This is a genomic window from Mesorhizobium sp. M0698, from assembly GCF_040320455.1.
GTDB lineage: Bacteria > Pseudomonadota > Alphaproteobacteria > Rhizobiales > Rhizobiaceae > Mesorhizobium.
Window position 1 is genome coordinate 92,619 of sequence record NZ_JAMYPQ010000012.1, and the last position, 19,162, is coordinate 111,780.

At 64.0% G+C, this 19,162-nt stretch carries 14 protein-coding genes; 8 read left to right on the top strand and 6 right to left on the bottom strand.

The features are described 5' to 3' along the window. Nucleotides 1-52: 52 nt before the first annotated feature. The gene (dnaK, locus tag NKI16_RS22405) at nt 53-1,969 is read right to left on the bottom strand and encodes a molecular chaperone DnaK (RefSeq protein WP_023679851.1); all 1,917 of its coding nucleotides are present in this window, start codon (nt 1,967-1,969) and stop codon (nt 53-55) included. Nucleotides 1,970-2,540: 571 nt separating this feature from the next. On the opposite strand from dnaK, the gene NKI16_RS22410 reads away from it, so the two are divergent. From NKI16_RS22410 to NKI16_RS22420, 3 genes are all read left to right on the top strand, one after another. Beyond that, nucleotides 2,541-4,502, top strand: coding sequence for a hypothetical protein (locus NKI16_RS22410; protein ID WP_352782513.1), 1,962 nt, complete (start codon nt 2,541-2,543; stop codon nt 4,500-4,502). Between the two features lie 10 nt (nt 4,503-4,512). Further along, nucleotides 4,513-8,304 (top strand): DUF7929 domain-containing protein, encoded by a 3,792-nt coding sequence (locus NKI16_RS22415; RefSeq protein ID WP_352782511.1) that lies wholly within the window; start codon nt 4,513-4,515, stop codon nt 8,302-8,304. Nucleotides 8,305-8,484: 180 nt separating this feature from the next. Then, nucleotides 8,485-9,909: a hypothetical protein gene (locus NKI16_RS22420; protein ID WP_352620801.1), complete on the top strand. Its 1,425-nt coding sequence runs from the start codon at nt 8,485-8,487 to the stop codon at nt 9,907-9,909. Here NKI16_RS22420 and NKI16_RS22425 read toward each other — a convergent pair. Next, nucleotides 9,851-10,111, bottom strand: coding sequence for a hypothetical protein (locus NKI16_RS22425; protein ID WP_352923690.1), 261 nt, complete (start codon nt 10,109-10,111; stop codon nt 9,851-9,853). The genes NKI16_RS22420 and NKI16_RS22425 overlap by 59 nt on opposite strands. A gap of 47 nt (nt 10,112-10,158) precedes the next feature. Between NKI16_RS22425 and NKI16_RS22430 the strand changes: the two genes are divergently transcribed. The 3 genes from NKI16_RS22430 to NKI16_RS22440 all read left to right on the top strand — a co-directional run bounded on the left by NKI16_RS22430 (nt 10,159) and on the right by NKI16_RS22440 (nt 12,855). Next, nucleotides 10,159-10,440 carry a hypothetical protein gene (locus tag NKI16_RS22430; protein ID WP_352571538.1) on the top strand — a complete coding sequence of 94 codons (282 nt, stop codon included), beginning with the start codon at nt 10,159-10,161 and terminating at the stop codon, nt 10,438-10,440. A gap of 173 nt (nt 10,441-10,613) precedes the next feature. Next, nucleotides 10,614-11,291 (top strand): ribulose-phosphate 3-epimerase, encoded by a 678-nt coding sequence (gene rpe, locus NKI16_RS22435; RefSeq protein WP_352571537.1) that lies wholly within the window; start codon nt 10,614-10,616, stop codon nt 11,289-11,291. A gap of 40 nt (nt 11,292-11,331) precedes the next feature. Beyond that, nucleotides 11,332-12,855, top strand: a complete 1,524-nt coding sequence (locus NKI16_RS22440; protein WP_352782509.1) for a malonate--CoA ligase — start codon at nt 11,332-11,334, stop codon at nt 12,853-12,855. 2 nt (nt 12,856-12,857) lie between these two features. On the opposite strand, the gene nagA is transcribed toward NKI16_RS22440, so the two are convergent. The 4 genes from nagA to NKI16_RS22460 are packed head-to-tail and all read right to left on the bottom strand — an operon-like array spanning nt 12,858 to nt 16,715. Beyond that, the gene (gene nagA, locus NKI16_RS22445; RefSeq protein WP_023679846.1) at nt 12,858-14,030 is read right to left on the bottom strand and encodes an N-acetylglucosamine-6-phosphate deacetylase; all 1,173 of its coding nucleotides are present in this window, start codon (nt 14,028-14,030) and stop codon (nt 12,858-12,860) included. Beyond that, a complete protein-coding gene (locus tag NKI16_RS22450) occupies nt 14,027-15,058 on the bottom strand; it encodes an SIS domain-containing protein (protein ID WP_036239401.1) in 1,032 nt (343 codons plus the stop codon). The genes nagA and NKI16_RS22450 overlap by 4 nt, the downstream gene beginning before the upstream one ends. After that, the gene (locus NKI16_RS22455; protein WP_023679844.1) at nt 15,055-15,837 is read right to left on the bottom strand and encodes a GntR family transcriptional regulator; all 783 of its coding nucleotides are present in this window, start codon (nt 15,835-15,837) and stop codon (nt 15,055-15,057) included. Before NKI16_RS22455 ends, NKI16_RS22450 begins: the two co-directional genes overlap by 4 nt. Next, the gene (locus NKI16_RS22460) at nt 15,834-16,715 is read right to left on the bottom strand and encodes a glucosamine kinase nucleotide-binding domain-containing protein (RefSeq protein ID WP_023679843.1); all 882 of its coding nucleotides are present in this window, start codon (nt 16,713-16,715) and stop codon (nt 15,834-15,836) included. Before NKI16_RS22460 ends, NKI16_RS22455 begins: the two co-directional genes overlap by 4 nt. 199 nt (nt 16,716-16,914) lie before the next feature. Between NKI16_RS22460 and NKI16_RS22465 the strand changes: the two genes are divergently transcribed. Together NKI16_RS22465 and NKI16_RS22470 are read left to right on the top strand one after the other, a co-directional pair. Beyond that, nucleotides 16,915-17,874 (top strand): N-acetylmuramic acid 6-phosphate etherase, encoded by a 960-nt coding sequence (locus tag NKI16_RS22465; RefSeq protein WP_031212743.1) that lies wholly within the window; start codon nt 16,915-16,917, stop codon nt 17,872-17,874. 2 nt (nt 17,875-17,876) lie between these two features. Beyond that, the gene (locus tag NKI16_RS22470) at nt 17,877-19,136 is read left to right on the top strand and encodes an ABC transporter substrate-binding protein (RefSeq protein ID WP_023679841.1); all 1,260 of its coding nucleotides are present in this window, start codon (nt 17,877-17,879) and stop codon (nt 19,134-19,136) included. Nucleotides 19,137-19,162: the final 26 nt, after the last annotated feature.

The window sequence follows — 19,162 nt, forward strand, 5'->3', positions numbered from 1 at the left end:
AAAAGCCCGGCTGTGCGCCGGGCTTTTTCCCTTACCTGTACCGTCAGGCGGTTCAGGCCGACTTCTTCTTCTCGTCGTCTTCGTCGATTTCCTCGAAGTCGGCATCGACGACGTCACTGTCCTTGGCGGCATCAGCCTTGGCGTCGGCCTCGGCGGCTTCCTTCTGCGAAGCCTCGTACATGGCCTGGCCGAGCTTCATCGAGACTTCGGCGAGCGTCTGCGTCTTGGCCTCGATCTCGGTCACATCGTCGCCTTCGGCAGCGGTCTTCAGCGCCGCGATCGCATCGGCAATCGCCGTGCGGTCGGCCTCGGAAACCTTCTCGCCGTATTCCTTCAGAGATTTCTCCGAGGAATGCACCAGCGCCTCGGCCTGGTTGCGGGCCTCGACCAGCGCGCGCCGCTTCTTGTCGGCTTCGGCATTGGCCTCGGCGTCCTTGACCATCTTCTCGATGTCGGCGTCCGAAAGGCCGCCGGACGCCTGGATGCGGATCTGGTGCTCCTTGCCGGTGCCCTTGTCCTTGGCCGAGACGTTGACGATGCCGTTGGCGTCGATGTCGAAGGTGACCTCGATCTGCGGCACGCCGCGCGGCGCAGGCGGGATGCCGACCAGATCGAACTGGCCGAGCGCCTTGTTGTCGGCGGCCATTTCACGCTCGCCCTGGAAGACGCGGATGGTCACCGCCGACTGCGAATCCTCGGCCGTGGAGAACACCTGGCTCTTCTTTGTCGGAATCGTCGTGTTGCGTTCGATCAGCCGAGTGAACACGCCGCCCAGCGTCTCGATGCCGAGCGACAACGGCGTCACGTCGAGCAGCAGCACGTCCTTGACGTCGCCCTGCAGCACGCCGGCCTGGATAGCGGCGCCCAACGCGACGACTTCATCCGGGTTGACGCCCTTGTGCGGCTCCTTGCCGAAGAACTGCTTCACGATCTCCTGGATCTTGGGCATACGGGTCATGCCGCCGACCAGGACGACTTCGTCGATTTCGCCGGCCTTCAGGCCGGCATCCTTGAGCGCCGCCTTGCAAGGATCGATCGTGCGCTGGACGAGATCCTCGACCAGGCTCTCGAACTTCGCCCGCGTCAGCTTCAGCGTCAGGTGCTTGGGGCCGGTGGCATCGGCGGTGATGAAGGGCAGGTTGATCTCGGTCTGCGTGGTGGACGACAGCTCAATCTTGGCCTTTTCAGCCGCTTCCTTGAGGCGCTGAAGGGCGAGCTTGTCGTTCCGCAGGTCGATGCCCTGTTCCTTCTTGAACTCGGCTGCCAGATATTCGACCAGACGCATGTCGAAATCCTCGCCGCCGAGGAAGGTGTCGCCATTGGTCGACTTCACCTCGAACACGCCGTCGCCGATTTCGAGCACCGAAATATCGAACGTGCCGCCGCCAAGGTCATAGACGGCAATCGTCTTGCCTTCCTTCTTGTCCAGTCCATAGGCAAGCGCGGCCGCCGTCGGCTCGTTGATGATGCGCAGCACTTCGAGGCCGGCGATCTTGCCGGCATCCTTGGTCGCCTGGCGCTGGGCGTCGTTGAAATAGGCCGGAACGGTGATGACCGCCTTCTCGACCTTCTCGCCGAGATAGGCCTCCGCCGTTTCCTTCATCTTCTGCAGGATCATCGCCGAGATCTGGCTAGGCGACTGCTTCTTGCCGCCGGCCTCGACCCAGGCGTCGCCATTGTCGCCCTTGACGATCTTGTAGGGGACAAGCTTCTTGTCCTTCTCCGTCACCGGATCGTCGTAGCGGCGGCCGATCAGGCGCTTGACCGCGAAAATGGTGTTCTCAGGATTGGTAACCGCCTGGCGCTTTGCCGGCTGGCCGACGAGGCGCTCGCCGTCGCTGTTGATGGCGACGATGGAAGGGGTCGTGCGCGCGCCTTCCGCATTCTCGATGACCTTGGATTCCTTGCCGTCCATGATGGCGACACAGGAATTGGTTGTTCCCAGATCGATACCGATTACTTTTGCCATTTCTCTAATCTCTCCGCTAAGCAGGCTCTCAGGACCCGTACAGGCGTTCCGACGAAAGCCCCTGTTCACAAGAAATTCCGCTCCGGCAACCGGCATTCGGCGCTGGACGGCTTGGCGCGTATATAAGAACAGGCTGCGTGGCGCGCAAGCATTCTGCGCAAGGCGTTCACCTTTCATCGCGGTTGATCGGATTCGGGACCGGCAGGCCCGTATTTTCCGGCGGTGATCCAGCCGGCCCGGCCCCCGGCCCATGAACCTTTCCGCCTCGCCCCGCGACTGACGCTCAGGTGCCGCGTGGTGCGGCCCCGGAAAGGAAAGCCCCATGACCACAGATCCAGAGGCTCCATGGTCTCCGGGAACAGCAGGAAATCAGCGCGACCATCGCCTTCGGGACCGGGTCGATGCGCTGGGCTTTTCGCTGGTTCCGTTGACCCTGCGCGGACGCAGGCGTATCGTGACGTTGAGGAAAGCAGACAATTCGATCAGGGATGAACGTGCCGGAACGCCGCGCCTTGCCCTGATTTGCGCGCCGGGACCGGATGCTTCTCCCATGACCTGTGGGGGGAGATCCATGTCTTGCGACCACGGCGCGTTCGTGCGCTCTCGTGCCGGCCGTTTGCGCCGCGCCATCCAGGCTGCCAGCGGATTGTCGATCTTGGCGCTCGCCGCTGGGCTCTGGCTCGGTGGCTCGGCCCAGGCTCAGGAAACCCAGATCATCTATCCCGGCTCAATGGCAGTGACCGGATTCTCCGGCACCATCATTCCCAATTTCGAGGAAGGCCTGCCGCCGGGCGTCGATCCCGTCGACGAAACCTTCATCGACACGGCGCGCGCGACCTTGCGCATCTTCGACGTCTCAAGGCTGGGCGGGCCGGCGTCTGGCCAATTGGTCTTCACCCCGCCACCGTTCGAGGTCACGGCCGGGCAAATCGGCCAGGTGTTCGGCATCACCTACGACGACGGCGTGCGCGACGGCGTTCCATCGGCCATTCCAAACCTCTATGCCGGCGCCACGTCGCTGCACGGCATCCGCATAGTCACGCCAGACGGCGACGCCGACGGCCGGCCGGAGCGGCAGCGCCGCGGCACGGCTGACGCGGTCTTCATGGACGGCCAGTTCGGCACCGAAAACGGCGGCGGCTCCGGAACGATCTGGAAGATCGACGGCATCACCGGCGCCGTCTCGAAATTCGCCGATATCGACGCCAATAGCGGTCCCGGCATCGGCGACGTCACTTTCGACAATATCCACCGCCAGTTCTTCGCCAGCGATCTCGACACCGGCCTCATCCACCGCATCGACGCCAATGGCGCGCTGCTCGACACGTTCGACCACGGCATAGCCGGCCGCCCGGCGCACGGGCTTGCCGCCCTTGCCGACGACGGCTCGGTGATTGACATCCAGGGTGCTGCCTTCGACAGCGAGGACCCCGACAGCTGGGGCTACACGCAGGACGAGCGCCGCGTCTGGTCGGTCGCCTATCGTGGCGGCCGGCTCTATTATTCGGTCGGTGATAAGGCGGAGATCTGGTCGGTGGGCGTTGCCGGCGACGGCAGTTTCGCCGGCGACCCGCGCTGGGAACTGACGGTCAAGGCCGACAAGGATTACGCGGTCACCGACATCGCCTTCGACAACGAGGGCTTCATGTACCTGGCCCAGCGCGGCCCGGTGGAGAACCGCTACGACTACAGCCAGTTCGCCGATTCCGGCAAGGGTGAGGTCATCCGCTACTGGCGCGAAAATCCGGACGATCCGGCGACGGAATCGGCCTGGGTGGAAGTGCCGCAGGAATATGCGGTCGGCTTCCCGCAAGACAACCGACAGTCGGCCGGCGGCCTCGACCTGCAATATGGCTACGATGCCGAAGGCAATCTCGATACCGGCGTCTGCACCGACACGCTGGTCGATACCGGCGACAAGTTGCGCGACAACCCGGAGCTTGCCGAACAACTCGCAGCCGGCGGGCCGCTCGCCGTGCACGGCGTGCAAATCACGCCGACGGCACTGGTCAAGCCGGCCAACATGCCGCCTTTCGGCTCGTGGTTCGTCGACTTCGACAATTATTTCGAAGACCCGGAAGTCGAAGGCCATGTCGGCGACGTCGAGGTCTGGCGCCCCTGCGAAGGCCGTGCCGGCTATTACGAGCAGGTGCCGGGCGGCTATCTGCCACCGTTCTATCCGCCGGACTTTCCGCCCCCCGGCAATCTGCCTCCTTGCCTTGATGTCGAGGATGTCAGGTATTTCTGCACGCCCTCCGGCCTCGAGGCCGATCTCTATCTCCATGACCATGCCGGCTTTGGCGGCGATTCGATCAAGGCTCTGTCCAGGACGCCTGGCGTTGGGGTGACTTCACCTCTGTCGCATGCGCCCGGCGCGCCATACACGATCGGCATCACCGGCCATTACCCTGGCGATACGGTCGATGTCGGGCTCTGCTTCTACAGGCAGTCCGATAGCGACAAGGGTGGCTACTACCCTTGCTGCAAGATGACCTTGCGGCTCAGAACCCCAGCCGTCAGCTGCGAACCGTGAGGAGGGGAAGATGAGCAATCTCGCATTTTTCCCGCCTGCGACAAGCAGCCCATCAACCGGCAAACAATCATCCGTCATGGAGACCATCATGAAACCCCTGTCACTCGCCAGGCGCGGCGTGCGCTGGCTGATGGCGGCCGGTATCGCGGTCGCCATGCTGAGTCCGCTGCAAGGCTTCGCTGAAGACCTTGCTCCGGCCAAGACCAAGCCTGCCGATGCGGGCATCTACACTGCCGTTCCAGATCCCAGGCTCGATTTCGACAATCCTCGCACCGTCAATCCGGAGCCGGGCCGGATCGTGCCCTTCTTCACCAAGAAAGGCACCCAGAGAGGCTGCGACTATGTCGTATACTCGCTGAGCTTTGGCTTGCGCGGCAATCCGCAGGGTTTTGCCAGCCCGGACCTCGCCGCCATGCTGAAAAAGGTCAGGCTCGATTTCAGGGACCAGCTCCCGCACGGCCTGCGCATCGTCGGCGTGCATGTGACCGGCGACGGCACCGATGCGTCCGGCGGACCGCTGCCCGGCGCTGCGATCAGCAGTTCGGCTGGCCCGGACGATACCGCGACGGTGTCCGATTTCCGGATTTCCGCCAGCGATCTCGACGGCATCGGCGCTGCGAACCAGCGCGTCATCACGTTCCAGATCACCGCCAAGATCGACCATGCGGCGTTTCCGTCGCCGACGATCGTTCACAACCAGGGCGCGGTTAAGGTGAGCCGCGAACGCGGCGCCGGCATCGAAATCCCGTCGCAGGATCCGGGCAAGCCGGACGACGGCAATTATCTCACGGGTGCAAAGACGTCGATCAAGATCGACGTCACCAGGTGCAACCCGCCGCCTCCACCTCCCGGCAAGGAATGCTTCAAGGTGGAGCGCGGCACGGTCGATTGCTTGCCCGGCGGCGGCGCCTTCATCTACCACATGCCGGTCGGCCCAGAGATGGCCGGCAAATGGGTGCAGCTTTCGACGACGACACCCGGCATCACCATCATTCCCGACACGCAATTGGTGCCGGCCGGCGGCGGTGTGCTCAATTGGAAGATCGTCGGCGCTTCACCCGGCGACGTCATCCACATCATCGTCACCGGTATCGAAACCTATGCCGGCCCGAGGGAGGGCTGGGGCCGGTGCTGTACGCAGACCATCGATATCGTCATCCCACGTGATCAGCGCTGCCCGCCGAAGGACAAGGAACCGGATCTGAAAGTCGAAAAGCGCGCCGACGTGCAACGTTGCACGATGGGCGGCGGCTGCGACTTCACCATCAGGGTCACCAATGTCGGCGATGCACCCTACCACGGCAAGATCGTGCTCGACGAAGTCACCCTGCCGGCCGGCTCCACCCTCGATTCAGGGCCGAACCCACCTTGGGTCTGCGCGCCTGGAACCACCCCGATGATTTGCACTCATCTGGTGACCACGCTCAATCCGGGTGCCTCTGTCGACCTCAAGCTCGGCTTCAAGCCGGCCGCAGGCTGGCGAGGCAGCGTCTTGCGCAACTGCGCCACTTACAATTACGGCGCCAGCGGCAAGCCGCTTTTCGGCAGCCAGCAAAACGATCGCGGCTGTGCATCGATCCCGGTCTGCCGGCGTGGCGATCGTGACCGCGACTGCCGGCCGCCGGTGGAGAAGAAGGTCGACCTGATCCTGAAGAAGCGCGCCCGCACCGAATTCTGTTCGGCCGATGGCGTCTGCACCTTCGTGGTCGACATAATCAACAATGGCAGCGTCCCCTATAATGGGCCGCTGACGGTCGTCGATACCTATCCGGGCGGCGCGCCGGCATCCTCGACCTTCGGCCCGACGCCGCCATGGACATGCGGACCGAACGGCCCCGGCCAGTTCCGCTGCGACAACGCCGGCATCGTGCTGTTGCCTGGCGCCTCGACGCCGATCTTCGTCAGGGCGGTGATGCCGGCCAACTACCGGCCCGACAGTGTCGAGAACTGCGCCGAGGTGAAGGCTATTCCCGGTGAGAACGACATCACCAACAACAGGGCCTGCGCCAAGGAACGCATCCGTCATCCGAATGGCGGCCAGCCGGCCCTGCGCATCACCAAGGTGTGCAATGGTTCGCTGGCCGGTGCTGCGGTCGTTTCCTGCCGCATTACCGTCATCAGCCTCGGCACCACTGCCCCGACCGGTCCGGTACGGGTCAACGATGCCGCGACGCTGATAGCCAGCGGAGCGCCGGTCCAGATTCAGACCGTCACCCCAGACGGCGCGGAATGGACTTGCGGACCGGTTCCGGCCAATGCGCAGTCGTGCCAGATTCCCGGCGCCGTTATGACGTCTGGAACCAGCCGCCATTTCGACGTGACGGTTGCCGCGAACGGCGAGTTCGAGAACTGCGCACGCGGCTCCTACGGCCCGGCTCCGGGAGACGACATCGTCTATCCGATCGGCCAGGCCTGCGCCAAGGGCGGCGGCGCCTCGACCATCCGCGTCGAGAAGACCGGCGACGCCGAGTGCAAGCCCGGCCAGCCCTGCTCGTTCGAGATCACCATCACGAACGATGGCGTGAGCGCCTTCTCCGGTCCGGTTCGCGTCGGCGATGCGATCGGCGTCGAAGGCCTCGGCCGGCTGGAAGGCGTTGCGATCACCTCGATCGATCCGCCCTTCGGCTGCTCGCCGGAGCCGGCAATCTTGCCTCTGTCCTGCATCGCTCAACTGACGCTCGGCGCCGGGGAAAGCCACGTGCACACAGTGACCGTGACCATTCCCGACGACGGCCGTCTGGCCAATCTGCAGGGCACTGTCGACGGCCAGAACTGCGTCGGCGTGCTGTCTCCGAACACGCCGGTGCAAGGCGGTGGCGACGTGTTGTCCCGCGGTGCGGCCGACGTGCAGGGTGATCGCGGCAAGGCCTATGCTTGCCATCCCTTCACCATTAAGAATGAGGTGAAGAAGGAATGCTCGCAAGGCTTCGTCATGAACGACGCCGGCAACTGCGTCTGCCCGCCCGGCACGACCTTCCGCAATGGCCAATGCTCGTCCGGCGGCGGCACGGTCATCGTGCCGAAGCCAAAACCTTGCGTTCTGCTCAAAGGCCAGATCCGTACCGAAGACGGACGCTGCGTCTGTCCGCGCGGAACCGAGCTGGAGAACGGCGCTTGCGTGGGCAGCAAGCCGCAGCCCGAGCAGTGCACCATCCGTGGCCAGATCCACGACGCTGCCGGCGATTGCGTCTGCCCGCGGGGCACCGAAGTCAGAGGCAATGCCTGCCGGCCAATCCAGCCGAAACCCGAGCAGTGCACCATTCGTGGCCAGATCCACGACGGCGGTGGTGATTGTGTCTGCCCGAAAGGTACGGAAGTCAGAGGCAATGCCTGCCGGCCAATCCAGCCGCAGCCCGAGCAGTGCACCATTCGTGGCCAGATCCATAACGCCGCTGGCGATTGCGTCTGCCCGAGGGGTACGGAAATCAGAGGCAATGCCTGCCGGCCAATCCAGCCGAAGCCGGAGCAGTGCACCATCCGCGGCCAGATCCACGACGCCGAGGGCGATTGTGTCTGCCCGCGGGGTACGGAAGTGCAAGGCAATGCCTGCAGGCGCAAGAAGCCTGTTGTGGTGGAGTGCCCGATACCTGGTCAGATCCACAACAAGCGTGGCGTATGCGTCTGCCCGCGTGGGACAGAGCTGCGCGACGGCGCCTGCCGCAAACCACGGTTGGAATGCGCACCGGGCGCGCGGCCGATCAATGGCCGGTGCCAGCCGATCCGCAAACCGAACCTGCTGCTGAATCCAAAGGTTCTTCAGCAGGTCGTGCCAAGGAGGCGCAAGCCGCAGCTCGAGCAATAGGATCGCGAGGATCGCGCGCGGAACTTCAAACGGTGATGGTTCGCGTCACCCAAAACCCGCCGGAGCGATCCGGCGGGTTCTTTCTTTGGCAGCGCTGTATTTCGGCGGCTTGCATGAACCTTACGGCAGTCAGCAGCGACAAACTCCTGAAGGACCCCATCAACCCATCAGGAGAGAGAAATGCCTTCAGCCAAACGTCTTTTCCGAACTGTGGCGACCAGTGCATTGATCGCAGCCTCGCTTGCAGGCACGCCCGCCTTCGCCAAGCAGGCGAACATAAAATCGATGTCATTCCATACGGAAAGCGCCAACACGACAATCCATGTCGGCTCGAGCGACAAGCAGAAATGGGACACGCTGAAAAGCGGCAACGTCCAGTTCTGGGGCCACATGAATCTCGACCTCTGGTGGCCTGGCTATGTGCAGGATGTCGCCGTGTCGCTCGGCGTCTGCGGACCAGGCCAGTGCCAGGCGTTCCCGCCGATCTGGAGTGCTTCGCCGCTTAGCCGCGACTACGACCACCAGGAAAATTTCTCCTTTGATCCCTCCATCATCCCGCTGTCATCGAATACCGGCATCGCCGTCGTACCCGATGGCGATGAGATCATCGCCAAGTGCAACCAGCACCTCCAGGCCGACGGCCCGACCAAATCCTATTCATTCACGCACACATTCCACGCCAGTTTCTCGGCAGCCACCGACACTGCTCTCGACATGGACAATGCGGTCAGCGAAGTACAGGGCGGCAGCTGGCCGCATCCGCTGTACGGATCGCACTATGCCGAGCATGGCTCGTTCGACGTTCAAATCGTCTGCGATGCGGTCGTCAAACCAAAGGTCCAGGACATCGCCACCGATTTTGGCGAGTTCGACGTGAATGACGTCAGGCTGTTCTTGACGACATACCAGTCCAACCAGCCAGGCTCCGCGCCTGGCACTGTTTGCCCTTCGCTCAGGGTCACCAGCCGGGCGCAAGCCAACCAGGCCGGGCCGGTTACGATGCGCATCTGGCGCCAGAAGGACGGTGGGCCGATCACCTCCGAGGTGCAGCAGGCATGGGCTTCGTACGATGCAGCGAAGAACGGCTATTTCGCGCTTTATGAAAAATGGGAGGATGTCGGCGCCACCGCCTATTTCCAATACAAGACCGAGATTGTCGGCAACGACCCGTTCGAGCCCTTCGACGGCTGGAAGGACATCACCGTCCATTGCACGAGTGCCGGCGGCGGCGGCTTCACCGATTCACCGCAGGACAACCCCGTCAACCCGCCGGTTCATTCGGACTGGCAGGGGCGAGGTCACCGTGTCCGACAGCGCCGGCCTCAAGAAACTCTGCCCGTGCAAGGGTCAGGTGACGTTCGAAGTCGAGCGCGATGCGCCGGGCGCGTTTCACTACCGCATCAGTTGCTCGAATGGTGCCTTCTTTACCGGCACGACTGCGGCCTTCAACAATGGCGGTGTGTTCAAGGCGAGCGCCGCGCACGATCTCAGCATCGTCAGGACGCGCTCGATCCAGTGCACCCTGCAGGAAATCAAGCAGAACGGTTCAATCGCGACCGTCGATACGGATACGGAGGATTTCACCTGCATAAAGCGCACCTTTGATCCGAAGGCCGACGATCTCGTCTCGACCACCCGTCCGGATTCCGATCAGCCCAAGCTGCCTCCGGTCGTCGTCGATCCCGGCCGTAAATGTCTGCCCAGCCAGAAGCTGATCCACGGCAAATGCATCGACAGGCCGCTCGTAGACGCGTGCCGCAGCACCGAAAAGCTCGTCAATGGCAAGTGCATTGGCATCAGCATCCACTGCTGCCCGGCTACCATCAGATCGGACTAGAATGCGTAAGGAATCCGGTGATCGCCGACAGGTGCAACCGCAATGAGCTGCGCATCGACGGAAGATGCGTGCGCAAGCCGCCGGTCGTTATCGACTGCAAGCGCGGCTACCATTTGGTCGGCAAGGCATGCGTCAAGAACCCGGTGATCGTCACCGCCTGCCGTGCAACCGAAAAACTGGTGCGTGGACATTGTGTGCCCAAGCCGCCGCTGAAGAAGCCCGATCTGCAGAAGGTGAAACAAGGCAACGGCAAGCTCTTCCTGCCACGGACGGCCAGGCCGCGGCTTCATCCGAACTGAAATCCAAGGCCTTGCCCTGGAAAGTCCTTGCACTGGAGGAAAGGTCTGCACAGGAGAGAAGTGGCTCGCACCGCTTCTCCCCTTCTGCGCGGATGCGGTATTGACGCCGGATTCCTGTCGACAAGCGGCGCCGAGATGATTACGCCGATGGGGCTCAACAACGGGAAGCGGACATGGCTCAAAAAACCCTGATCGCGCCATCGGTGCTGGCGTCCGATTTCTCGAAGCTCGGCGACGAGGTCGAGGCGGTGGCGGCCGCCGGCGCCGACTGGATCCATCTCGACGTCATGGACGGGCATTTCGTCCCCAACATCACCTTCGGGCCGCCGGTGATCAAGGCGATTCGCAACCGCACCAAGGCCTTCTTCGACTGCCATCTGATGATCGCCCCCGCCGACCCCTATCTGGCCGCCTTCGCCGAGGCCGGGTGCGACGGCATCACGGTGCACGCCGAAGCCGGGCCGCATCTCGACCGCTCGCTGCAGACGATCAAAAACCTTGGCAAGAAGGCCGGTGTGTCGCTCAACCCGGCGACACCGGAGACGATGATCGAATACGTGCTCGACCGGCTCGATCTTATCCTGATCATGACGGTCAATCCGGGCTTCGGCGGCCAGGCCTTCATTCCGGCGATCGTAGACAAGGTGAAGCGGGTGAAGGCGCTGATCGGTGACAGGCCGATCCGGATCGAGATCGACGGCGGCATTTCGCCTGAAACTGCGCCCCTGGTCACCGCCGCCGGCGCCAGCGTGCTGGTCGCTGGTGCGGCCATCTTCAAGGGCGGCAGCGTCGAGGCCTACCGGGCAAATATCGAGGCAATCAGGGCGGCGGCGGACAAGGCGGCCGGCTGACCGCCGCCGTTCGGCCGGAGACAGCCGCTCGGGGGGACTTATGAGCAACCATCTGTTCGATGCTTTCCGTGCCCGGATGCCCACGCCCGGACGCCTTTTGATGGAGGCAGAGGACGGGCGCTCGATCAGCTATGGCGAAATGCTGGCGCGCTCCGCTCAACTGGCACATGTGGTGTCGCAGCTGGGCGTCGAAGCCGGCGACCGCGTCGCCGTTCAGGTCGAGAAAAGCCCGGAGGCCATTTTCCTCTATCTCGCCTGTCTGCGTGCCGGCGCGATCTTCCTGCCGCTCAACACCGCCTATACGCTGACCGAGCTCGACTATTTCTTCAGGGATGCCGAGCCGCGACTGATCGTCTGCGACCCGGCGCGAGTGACCGAGATCGGCGCTTTGGCGCAGGCCTCGGGCGCTGCGGTCGCGACACTCGGCAGCAAGGGCGAGGGTTCGTTGACCGATCGCGCCTCTGAGGCGGCCGTGGACTTCCACGACGTGGCGCGCGGACCGGACGACCTTGCTGCGATCCTCTACACCTCCGGCACCACCGGCCGTTCGAAAGGCGCCATGCTCAGCCACGAAAACCTCGCCTCGAATGCGCGGGTGCTGGTCGACCTCTGGCGCTTCACTGCCGCAGACGTGCTGATTCACGCGCTGCCGGTTTTCCACACGCATGGCCTTTTCGTCGCCACCAATGTCGTCCTGATGGCCGGCGCCTCGATGCTGTTCGAAACCAAATTCGACCCGGCCCGCATCGTCTCGCTGCTGCCGCGCGCCACCGTGCTGATGGGCGTGCCGACATTCTACGTCCGCCTGCTGCAGCAGGACGGTTTGAACCGGCAAGCGGCGAAAAACATCCGCCTGTTCATTTCCGGCTCGGCGCCGCTGTTGGCCGAGACGCACAGAGCCTGGCGAGAGCGCACCGGCCACGCCATCCTCGAGCGCTACGGCATGACCGAGACCAACATGAACACGTCGAACCCTTATGATGGCGAGCGGCGTGCCGGCACGGTCGGGTTTCCCCTGACCGGCGTTTCCCTGCGCATCACCGACCCCGAGAGCGGCGAAACACTTGCCAAGGGCGATGTCGGCATGATCGAGGTGAGGGGTCCCAATGTCTTTTGCGGCTACTGGCGCATGCCGGAAAAGACCAAAGCGGAGTTCCGTGACGACGGTTTCTTCATCACCGGCGATCTCGGGCTGATCGATGCCGACGGCTATGTCCACATCGTCGGCCGCGGCAAGGACCTGATCATTTCCGGCGGCTACAATATCTATCCAAAGGAAGTCGAGAGCGAGATCGACGCGCTGCCTGGCGTCGCCGAAAGCGCTGTCATCGGCGTTGCCCATCCGGATTTCGGCGAAGGCGTCACCGCTGTCGTGGTGAGGGCGCCAGGCTCGACCATCAGCGCCGCAGGGATCGTCGAGGCCATCGCCGGGCGCCTCGCCAGGTACAAGCATCCGAAACGGGTGATCTTCGTCGACGAACTGCCGCGCAACACGATGGGCAAGGTGCAGAAGAACCTGCTGCGCGAAGCCTACAAGGACCTCTATACGTCCAAAGCCGGCTAACCCTAACGAGCAGAGCTGCCTGCAAAAACCCTGGCGCCATCGATCCAGACGCTTTTAATGTCCAGATCGTCCGACAGCGAAACGATGTTGGCCGCGGTACCGTTGGCGAAGCGCCCGAGCCGGTGCGACTGGCCGATCGCCTGCGCCGGATAGAGCGAGGCCATGCGCAAGGTTTCATCGAGGTCGAGACCGACGACGCGGTGCATGAAGCGCACCGCGGAAATCATGTCGAGATCCGCGCCCGCCAGCGTGCCGTCGGCAAGTGTCAGCCTGCCATCCTTGCGGTGGATGGTGCGGCCGTTCAGCGTGAACGAGGTCATGTCGGTGCCGATCGTCGCCATGGCATCGGTAACGAGCAGGATCTTGCCCGGCCCCTGCTTGGCGCGCAAGGCGATGGCCATGGTGGCCGGATCGACATGGATACCGTCGGCGATGATCCCGGCATAGAATGTGCCGGTATCGATTGCGGCGCCCGCTAGCCCTGGCTCGCGATTGCCGATCTGGCTCATCGCATTGAACAGATGGGTGACCACCGTTGCGCCGGCCTCGGCAAAGGCGCGAGCCGTGGCATAGCCGGTATCGGAATGGCCGATGCTGACGACGATGCCGGCCTTGCTAAGCGCCGACACCTGGCTGGGCTCGACGGATTCGGGCGCCACCGTCGTCAGCAGCACGGGCAGGTTTTTCCGTGCGGCGATCAGCATCGTCTGGTCGGAGTCTAGCATCGGCCGGACCAAAGCCGGGTCATGTGCGCCCTTGCGGGCGATCGACAGATGCGGCCCTTCGAGGTGCAGGCCCAGGAACCCCGGCACCTTCCTCCGTGCCGCCTCGGCTCCGGCCGCAACCGCCGCGGCGGTGATCTCGGACGTGTCGGTGATCAGCGTCGGCAACAGCGCCGCCGTGCCGAAGGGTGCGTGCGCCCGGCAGATGGTCTCGATCGAGGCGACGTCGGGATGGTCGTTGAGCATGACGCCGCCGCCGCCATTGACCTGCAGATCGACGAAGCCAGGCGCCAGCATGCCGCCGCCGGTCTCGATACGCGCAACATTGGATGGAATGGCGCCGGCGGCAACAATGGCCTCGACGAGGCCGTCGCGCACGACAAGCGCCGCATTGTCGTGCCAGTCGTCGCCATCGAAAATCCGGGCGCCAGTCAGGGCAAAACGGTCGCTCATAGGGTTTCCGTTACCTTGCGCAGATTGGGCGGCGTGTCGGGGTCGAGGCCGCGATGGCGGGCAAAAGCCTCGACGAAACCATAGAACGACACGATCAGCGTCAGCGGGTCGGTCAGCGGATGACCGGTTGCGACATGCGGCAGGCGCTGAGCGCTCTTTGCCTTGTTCGACGTCACAAAGACGGCAGCGCCCTTGCCGGCCAGGCTGTCGGCGGCATCGGCCACCGATGGCTCGGACGCATCGCGAGCAGCCAGAGCCAGCACCGGGAAACCGGGACCGACCAGCGCCAGCGGGCCGTGCATGACCTCGGCGGCACTATAGGCTTCCGCATGCATGGCGCAGGTTTCCTTGAATTTCAGCGCCGCCTCGTTGGCGATCGCCGCCGACGGGCCACGGCCGAGAATGAACAGCGATTTCGGCGTCTCGAGTGCCCCAGCCAGCGCCATCCAGTCGCAGGCGATCGCCTTGCGAAAATGCTCCGGCAAGCGCGCGAGCGCCACCAGGAGTTTCTCGTCGCCGGTGCAATGCGCCATCAAGGCGAGTCCTGCGACGGCTGAATTGACGAAGGTCTTCGTCGCCGCGACGCTGCGCTCCGGTCCGGCCAGGATGTCGATCGCGTAGTCCGAAGCCCGCGCCAGCGGCGAATCGGCGGTGTTGGTGATGGCGACGGTCAGCGAACCGCCGGTCCTCGCCGCTTGCGCCATTGCAACGATGTCCGGGCTCTTGCCGGACTGCGAGATCGCCAGGCAGGCCGAGCCGCCCAGCTTCAGCTTGGCGCCATAGATCGAGGCGATCGACGGGCCGACCGATGCAACCGCCAGCCCGGCGGTCAACTCCACGGCATATTTCATGAAGGTTGCGGCATGGTCGGACGAGCCGCGCGCCACGGTGACGACGAAATTCGGATCGCGCTCGCGAATGCCGCGTCCAGCTTCCGTCAGCACCGCGGCCGAGCCATCGAGCAGGCGGGCGGTGGCCTCCGGGATCTCCTCGATCTCGCGCCGCATATGGGTCGTTGTTGCGGTCACGGCCGGCCCTCTTCGCCCGGCCCGCTCAGCCGGAGTTCGGCGACAAAATCATAGGCGTCGCCCCTGTAGATGGAGCGGGTAAACTCGATCACCTTGCCGCTCGCCAGATAGGAGATACGCTCGATGTGCAGGCCGGCAATACCCGGCGGTACTTCCAGCAGATGTGCGTCGCCATCGCCGAGATTGGTGGCGGAAATGCGCTGCACCGCCCGCACCGGCCTGTTGCCGGTCTTTTCCAACGCGGCGTAGAGCGACGAACCAATCGCCGCCGGATCGGGCAGCACGCTTGTCGATAGCGAGGCGCGCTCGATCGCCAGCGGCGTGTCGTTGGCGATACGAAGGCGCGCCACGCGCGCAACCAATTCGTTCGACGCCAGGCCGAGCACCATCATCTCGTCGGGCGACGGCGGATAGAGGCCGCGGTCGAGCCAAGCCGAACGCACCGCCATGCCGCGCCGCGCCATGTCTTCGGTAAACGAGGTCAGCATCGACAGCGACTGCTCGACGCGCTCCATACGTGGCGCAACGAAGGTACCGGAACCATGGCGCTGGACGAGGATGCCGCCCTTGACCAGGTCCTGCACCGCCTTGCGCACGGTGACGCGCGAAATGTCGGCCTTGCTAGCGATGTCGCGCTCGGAAGGCAGCGCATCGCCAGGTCCGATCAGCCCGCGTTTGACCGCATCCTCGATGCTCTTCCTGAGCTGCAGATAGAGCGGCGCGCCACTCTGCGACGATTGTTTCAGCGCCGCAAATATCTGGTCGGCGGCCTCACTCATCGAGCTGCCTCCGCCGTGTTTGCGAAAATCCGAACCGCCATCTGAACCGCGCCGCCCAGCGCGTCGTCGAGCGGCGGTTTCAGCAGCGCCCGGTAGCGGGCCGACAGGCGCGGCGCATAAAGCGGCGCCAGCCCGCCGAGCAGGCAGAGCGGATCGTCGCCGCCGAGGTCGAGCACGCCAAGCGCTGCCTCGACATCGGCGATCGCCTTGTCGAGGATCCAGATAGCGACGGCGTCGCCTTTTTCGGCATGTTCGAACACCTTGGGCGCGAAGCCGCCGAAATCGCCGGGCTTGGCGTTGGTGGTGAATTCGACCACATCCTCGGGATTGTTGCGGAAAATGGCGAGCATGGTCTCCGTCAGCGGCGATCCCTGGCGGATGCCGTCATAGGCGAGCAGCGTCTGCTCGAGCAGGTCGCGGCCGATGCGGGCGCCGCTGCCCTGGTCGCCGACCTGAAAACCCCAGCCACCGATGGCGCGCGACTTGCCTCGTCTGCGCGCCATATAAGCGGTGCCGGTGCCGAGTATGGCCATGGCGCCGTCGCCTGAGCCAACCGCGCCTTCCAGCGCGATCTCGGCATCGGTCTCGACGCGGCTGATGCGGAACGGCAGGATCGCTTCGAGCTGCTGCCGGTAGGTGCCGACATTGGCGCCGGCAAGACCGAGAACGGCCGGAGTTTGCGGGATCAGTGCGGGATCCCTGCCCGCGGCGACAAAGGCCTGCTGCGCTGCGTCGACGATGTTCGTCCTGGCGCCGGTGAGATCGGTTCGGATGTTGGCGGCACCGCTTTTGGCGCGGCCGAGGACGCTGCCGTCGGCCGTTGCAAGGGCCGCCCTGCAGCTGGTGCCGCCGCCATCGATGCCGAGCACGAATTTCACGCGATTTCTCCTCCGGGCGGATAATACCAATAAAATACCAATAGCCAAGGATTAATTTCCGTTTCAAAAAAGTTAAGGCGTAGTTTGTTGGAAAATCAGCCAATTGCGTTCGCAGGCCTGCACCGCCGCAAGGATTTCATTAATGCGTGTGGACAAGTGGTATTTTTTTGGTATGGTTTTCTCGATTGGAGGAAAGCGGATGGCCGAAACGCGCACCGAAGCGCTTCACCAGAATGCCGAGGGACTGGATATCCAGGCCCCGGAAGCCGTCCTTTCCTCGTTGGCCAACGCACAGATCGAGGCCGCCAAGGCTGTGCACGGCGCCATTCCTGCCATTGCCGCGGCAGCCGAAATCATCGCAAGCAGACTGAAAAGCGGCGGCAAGCTCGCCTATGCGGCTGCCGGCAGTTCGGGCCTGATGGCACTGGCCGATGCGCTTGAGCTGCCGGGCACTTTCGGCATCCAACGCGACCGCATCGCCATCCTGATCGCCGGCGGCGACGAGGCCTTCAAGACACTGGCCGGCGGGCCGGAGGACGACACCGAGGAAGCTTCGGCAGCAGTTGCCGCCGCCCGCATCGGCAAGGGCGACTGCCTGATCGCCGTCTCGGCCAGCGGCTCGACACCTTATGCAGTCAGGGCGATCGAGGACGCCAGGCGCCGCGGTGCGGCGACCATTGCCATCGCCAACAACAGGGATGCGCCGCTGTTGCGGCTGGCCGACATCGCCATCCTGCTCGAAACGCCGCCGGAGCTGATTGCCGGCTCAACGCGCATGGGCGCAGGCACCGCCCAGAAGATCGCGCTCAACATGCTGTCGACGCTCGCCGCCATCCATCTCGGCCATGTCCATGACGGCTACATGGTCAACCTCATGGCCGACAACATCAAGCTGCGCGACCGCGCCGCACGCATCGTTGCCGCCGTCAGCGGGCGCGACAAGGACGAGGCGGCGCGCCTGCTCGAAAGGAGCGGCGGCGTCGTCAAGACCGCTATTCTGCTCGCCGCCGGCGCCGCCAGCGCCGATGCAGCCGAGAAGATATTGGAAGGGACCGGCCACAAGCTGCGGCCGGCCCTTTCCGCGATCGAGGGGAGCAAGGGGCGCAATGCCTCTGTTCTCATCAAAACCGAACCTGAAAAAGGTCAACAGGGAGACTGAGCATGACAACGAAGCTACTGACGGCACTTCTTCTCGGCACCAGCATTCTCGGCTCCGCCGGGGTGGCTTATGCCGACGACGTAACGCTCAACATCGAAAGCTGGCGCGGCGACGACCTTGCCATCTGGAAGGACAAGCTGATCCCGGCCTTCGAAGCCAAGAACCCGGGCATCAAGGTGGTGTTCGCGCCGTCGGCGCCAACCGAATATGACGCCGCCCTCGGCGCCAAGCTCGCCGCCGGCTCGGCGGGCGACCTGATCACCTGCCGCCCGTTCGACAAGTCGCTGGAACTCTTCAAGAAGGGCAACCTCGCCGATCTGTCGGCGCTGCCGGGCATGGAGAACTTCTCCCCGGTGGCCAAGTCGGCCTGGCAGACCGACGACGGCAAGGCGACATTCTGCGTGCCGATGGCCTCGGTCATCCATGGCTTCATCTACAACAAGGACGCCTTCGACAAGCTCGGCATCAAGGTGCCGGAGACGCGCGACGAATTCTTCGCCGCGCTCGACAAGATCAAGGCCGACGGCACCTACATCCCGATGGCGATGGGCACCAAGGACCTCTGGGAAGCCGCGACCATGGGCTACCAGAACATCGGCCCGAACTACTGGAAGGGCGAGGAAGGCCGCGCCGCACTGATCAAGGGCGAGCAGAAGCTGACCGACCCTCAGTGGGTCGCACCTTATGCCGAGCTTGCCAAGTGGAAGCCCTATCTTGGCGACGGTTTCGAGGCGCAGACCTATCCGGACAGCCAGAACCTGTTCACGCTCGGCCGCGCCGCCATCTACCCGGCCGGCTCGTGGGAGATCGGCCTGTTCAACACGCAGGCGCAGTTCAAGATGGGCGCCTTCCCGCCGCCGGTGCAGAAGGCCGGCGACACCTGTTACATCTCCGACCACACCGACATCGGCATGGGCCTCAATGCGGCGTCCAAGAACGCCGACGCGGCCAAGACCTTCCTGTCCTGGGTCGCCTCGCCTGATTTTGCCACCATCTATGCCAACGCGCTGCCGGGCTTCTTCAGCCTGAACAACACGCCGGTGAAGATGGAAGACCCGCTGGCGCAGGAATTCGTCTCCTGGCGCGACAAGTGCAAGTCGACGATCCGCTCGACTTACCAGATCCTGGGCCGCGGTACGCCGAACCTCGAAAACGAGACATGGGTTGAATCGGCCAACGTCATCAACGGCACCGACACGCCGGAAGCTGCCGCCAAGAAGCTGCAGGACGGCCTCGACAGCTGGTACAAGCCGGCGAAGTAAGAGTGCGGCGAAGCGTTGTCTCCCCC

Bases quoted from the DNA above. Each gene is read 5' to 3' on its own strand.
- nagA (WP_023679846.1), bottom strand. From the start codon at position 14,030: ATGAGCGACCGTTTTGCCCTGACTGGCGCCCGGATTTTCGATGGCGAC.
- NKI16_RS22415 (WP_352782511.1), top strand. From the start codon at position 4,513: ATGAGCAATCTCGCATTTTTCCCGCCTGCGACAAGCAGCCCATCAACC.
- dnaK (WP_023679851.1), bottom strand. From the start codon at position 1,969: ATGGCAAAAGTAATCGGTATCGATCTGGGAACAACCAATTCCTGTGTC.
- NKI16_RS22440 (WP_352782509.1), top strand. From the start codon at position 11,332: ATGAGCAACCATCTGTTCGATGCTTTCCGTGCCCGGATGCCCACGCCC.
- rpe (WP_352571537.1), top strand. From the start codon at position 10,614: ATGGCTCAAAAAACCCTGATCGCGCCATCGGTGCTGGCGTCCGATTTC.
- NKI16_RS22455 (WP_023679844.1), bottom strand. From the start codon at position 15,837: ATGAGTGAGGCCGCCGACCAGATATTTGCGGCGCTGAAACAATCGTCG.
- NKI16_RS22410 (WP_352782513.1), top strand. From the start codon at position 2,541: ATGTCTTGCGACCACGGCGCGTTCGTGCGCTCTCGTGCCGGCCGTTTG.
- NKI16_RS22465 (WP_031212743.1), top strand. From the start codon at position 16,915: ATGGCCGAAACGCGCACCGAAGCGCTTCACCAGAATGCCGAGGGACTG.
- NKI16_RS22420 (WP_352620801.1), top strand. From the start codon at position 8,485: ATGCCTTCAGCCAAACGTCTTTTCCGAACTGTGGCGACCAGTGCATTG.
- NKI16_RS22470 (WP_023679841.1), top strand. From the start codon at position 17,877: ATGACAACGAAGCTACTGACGGCACTTCTTCTCGGCACCAGCATTCTC.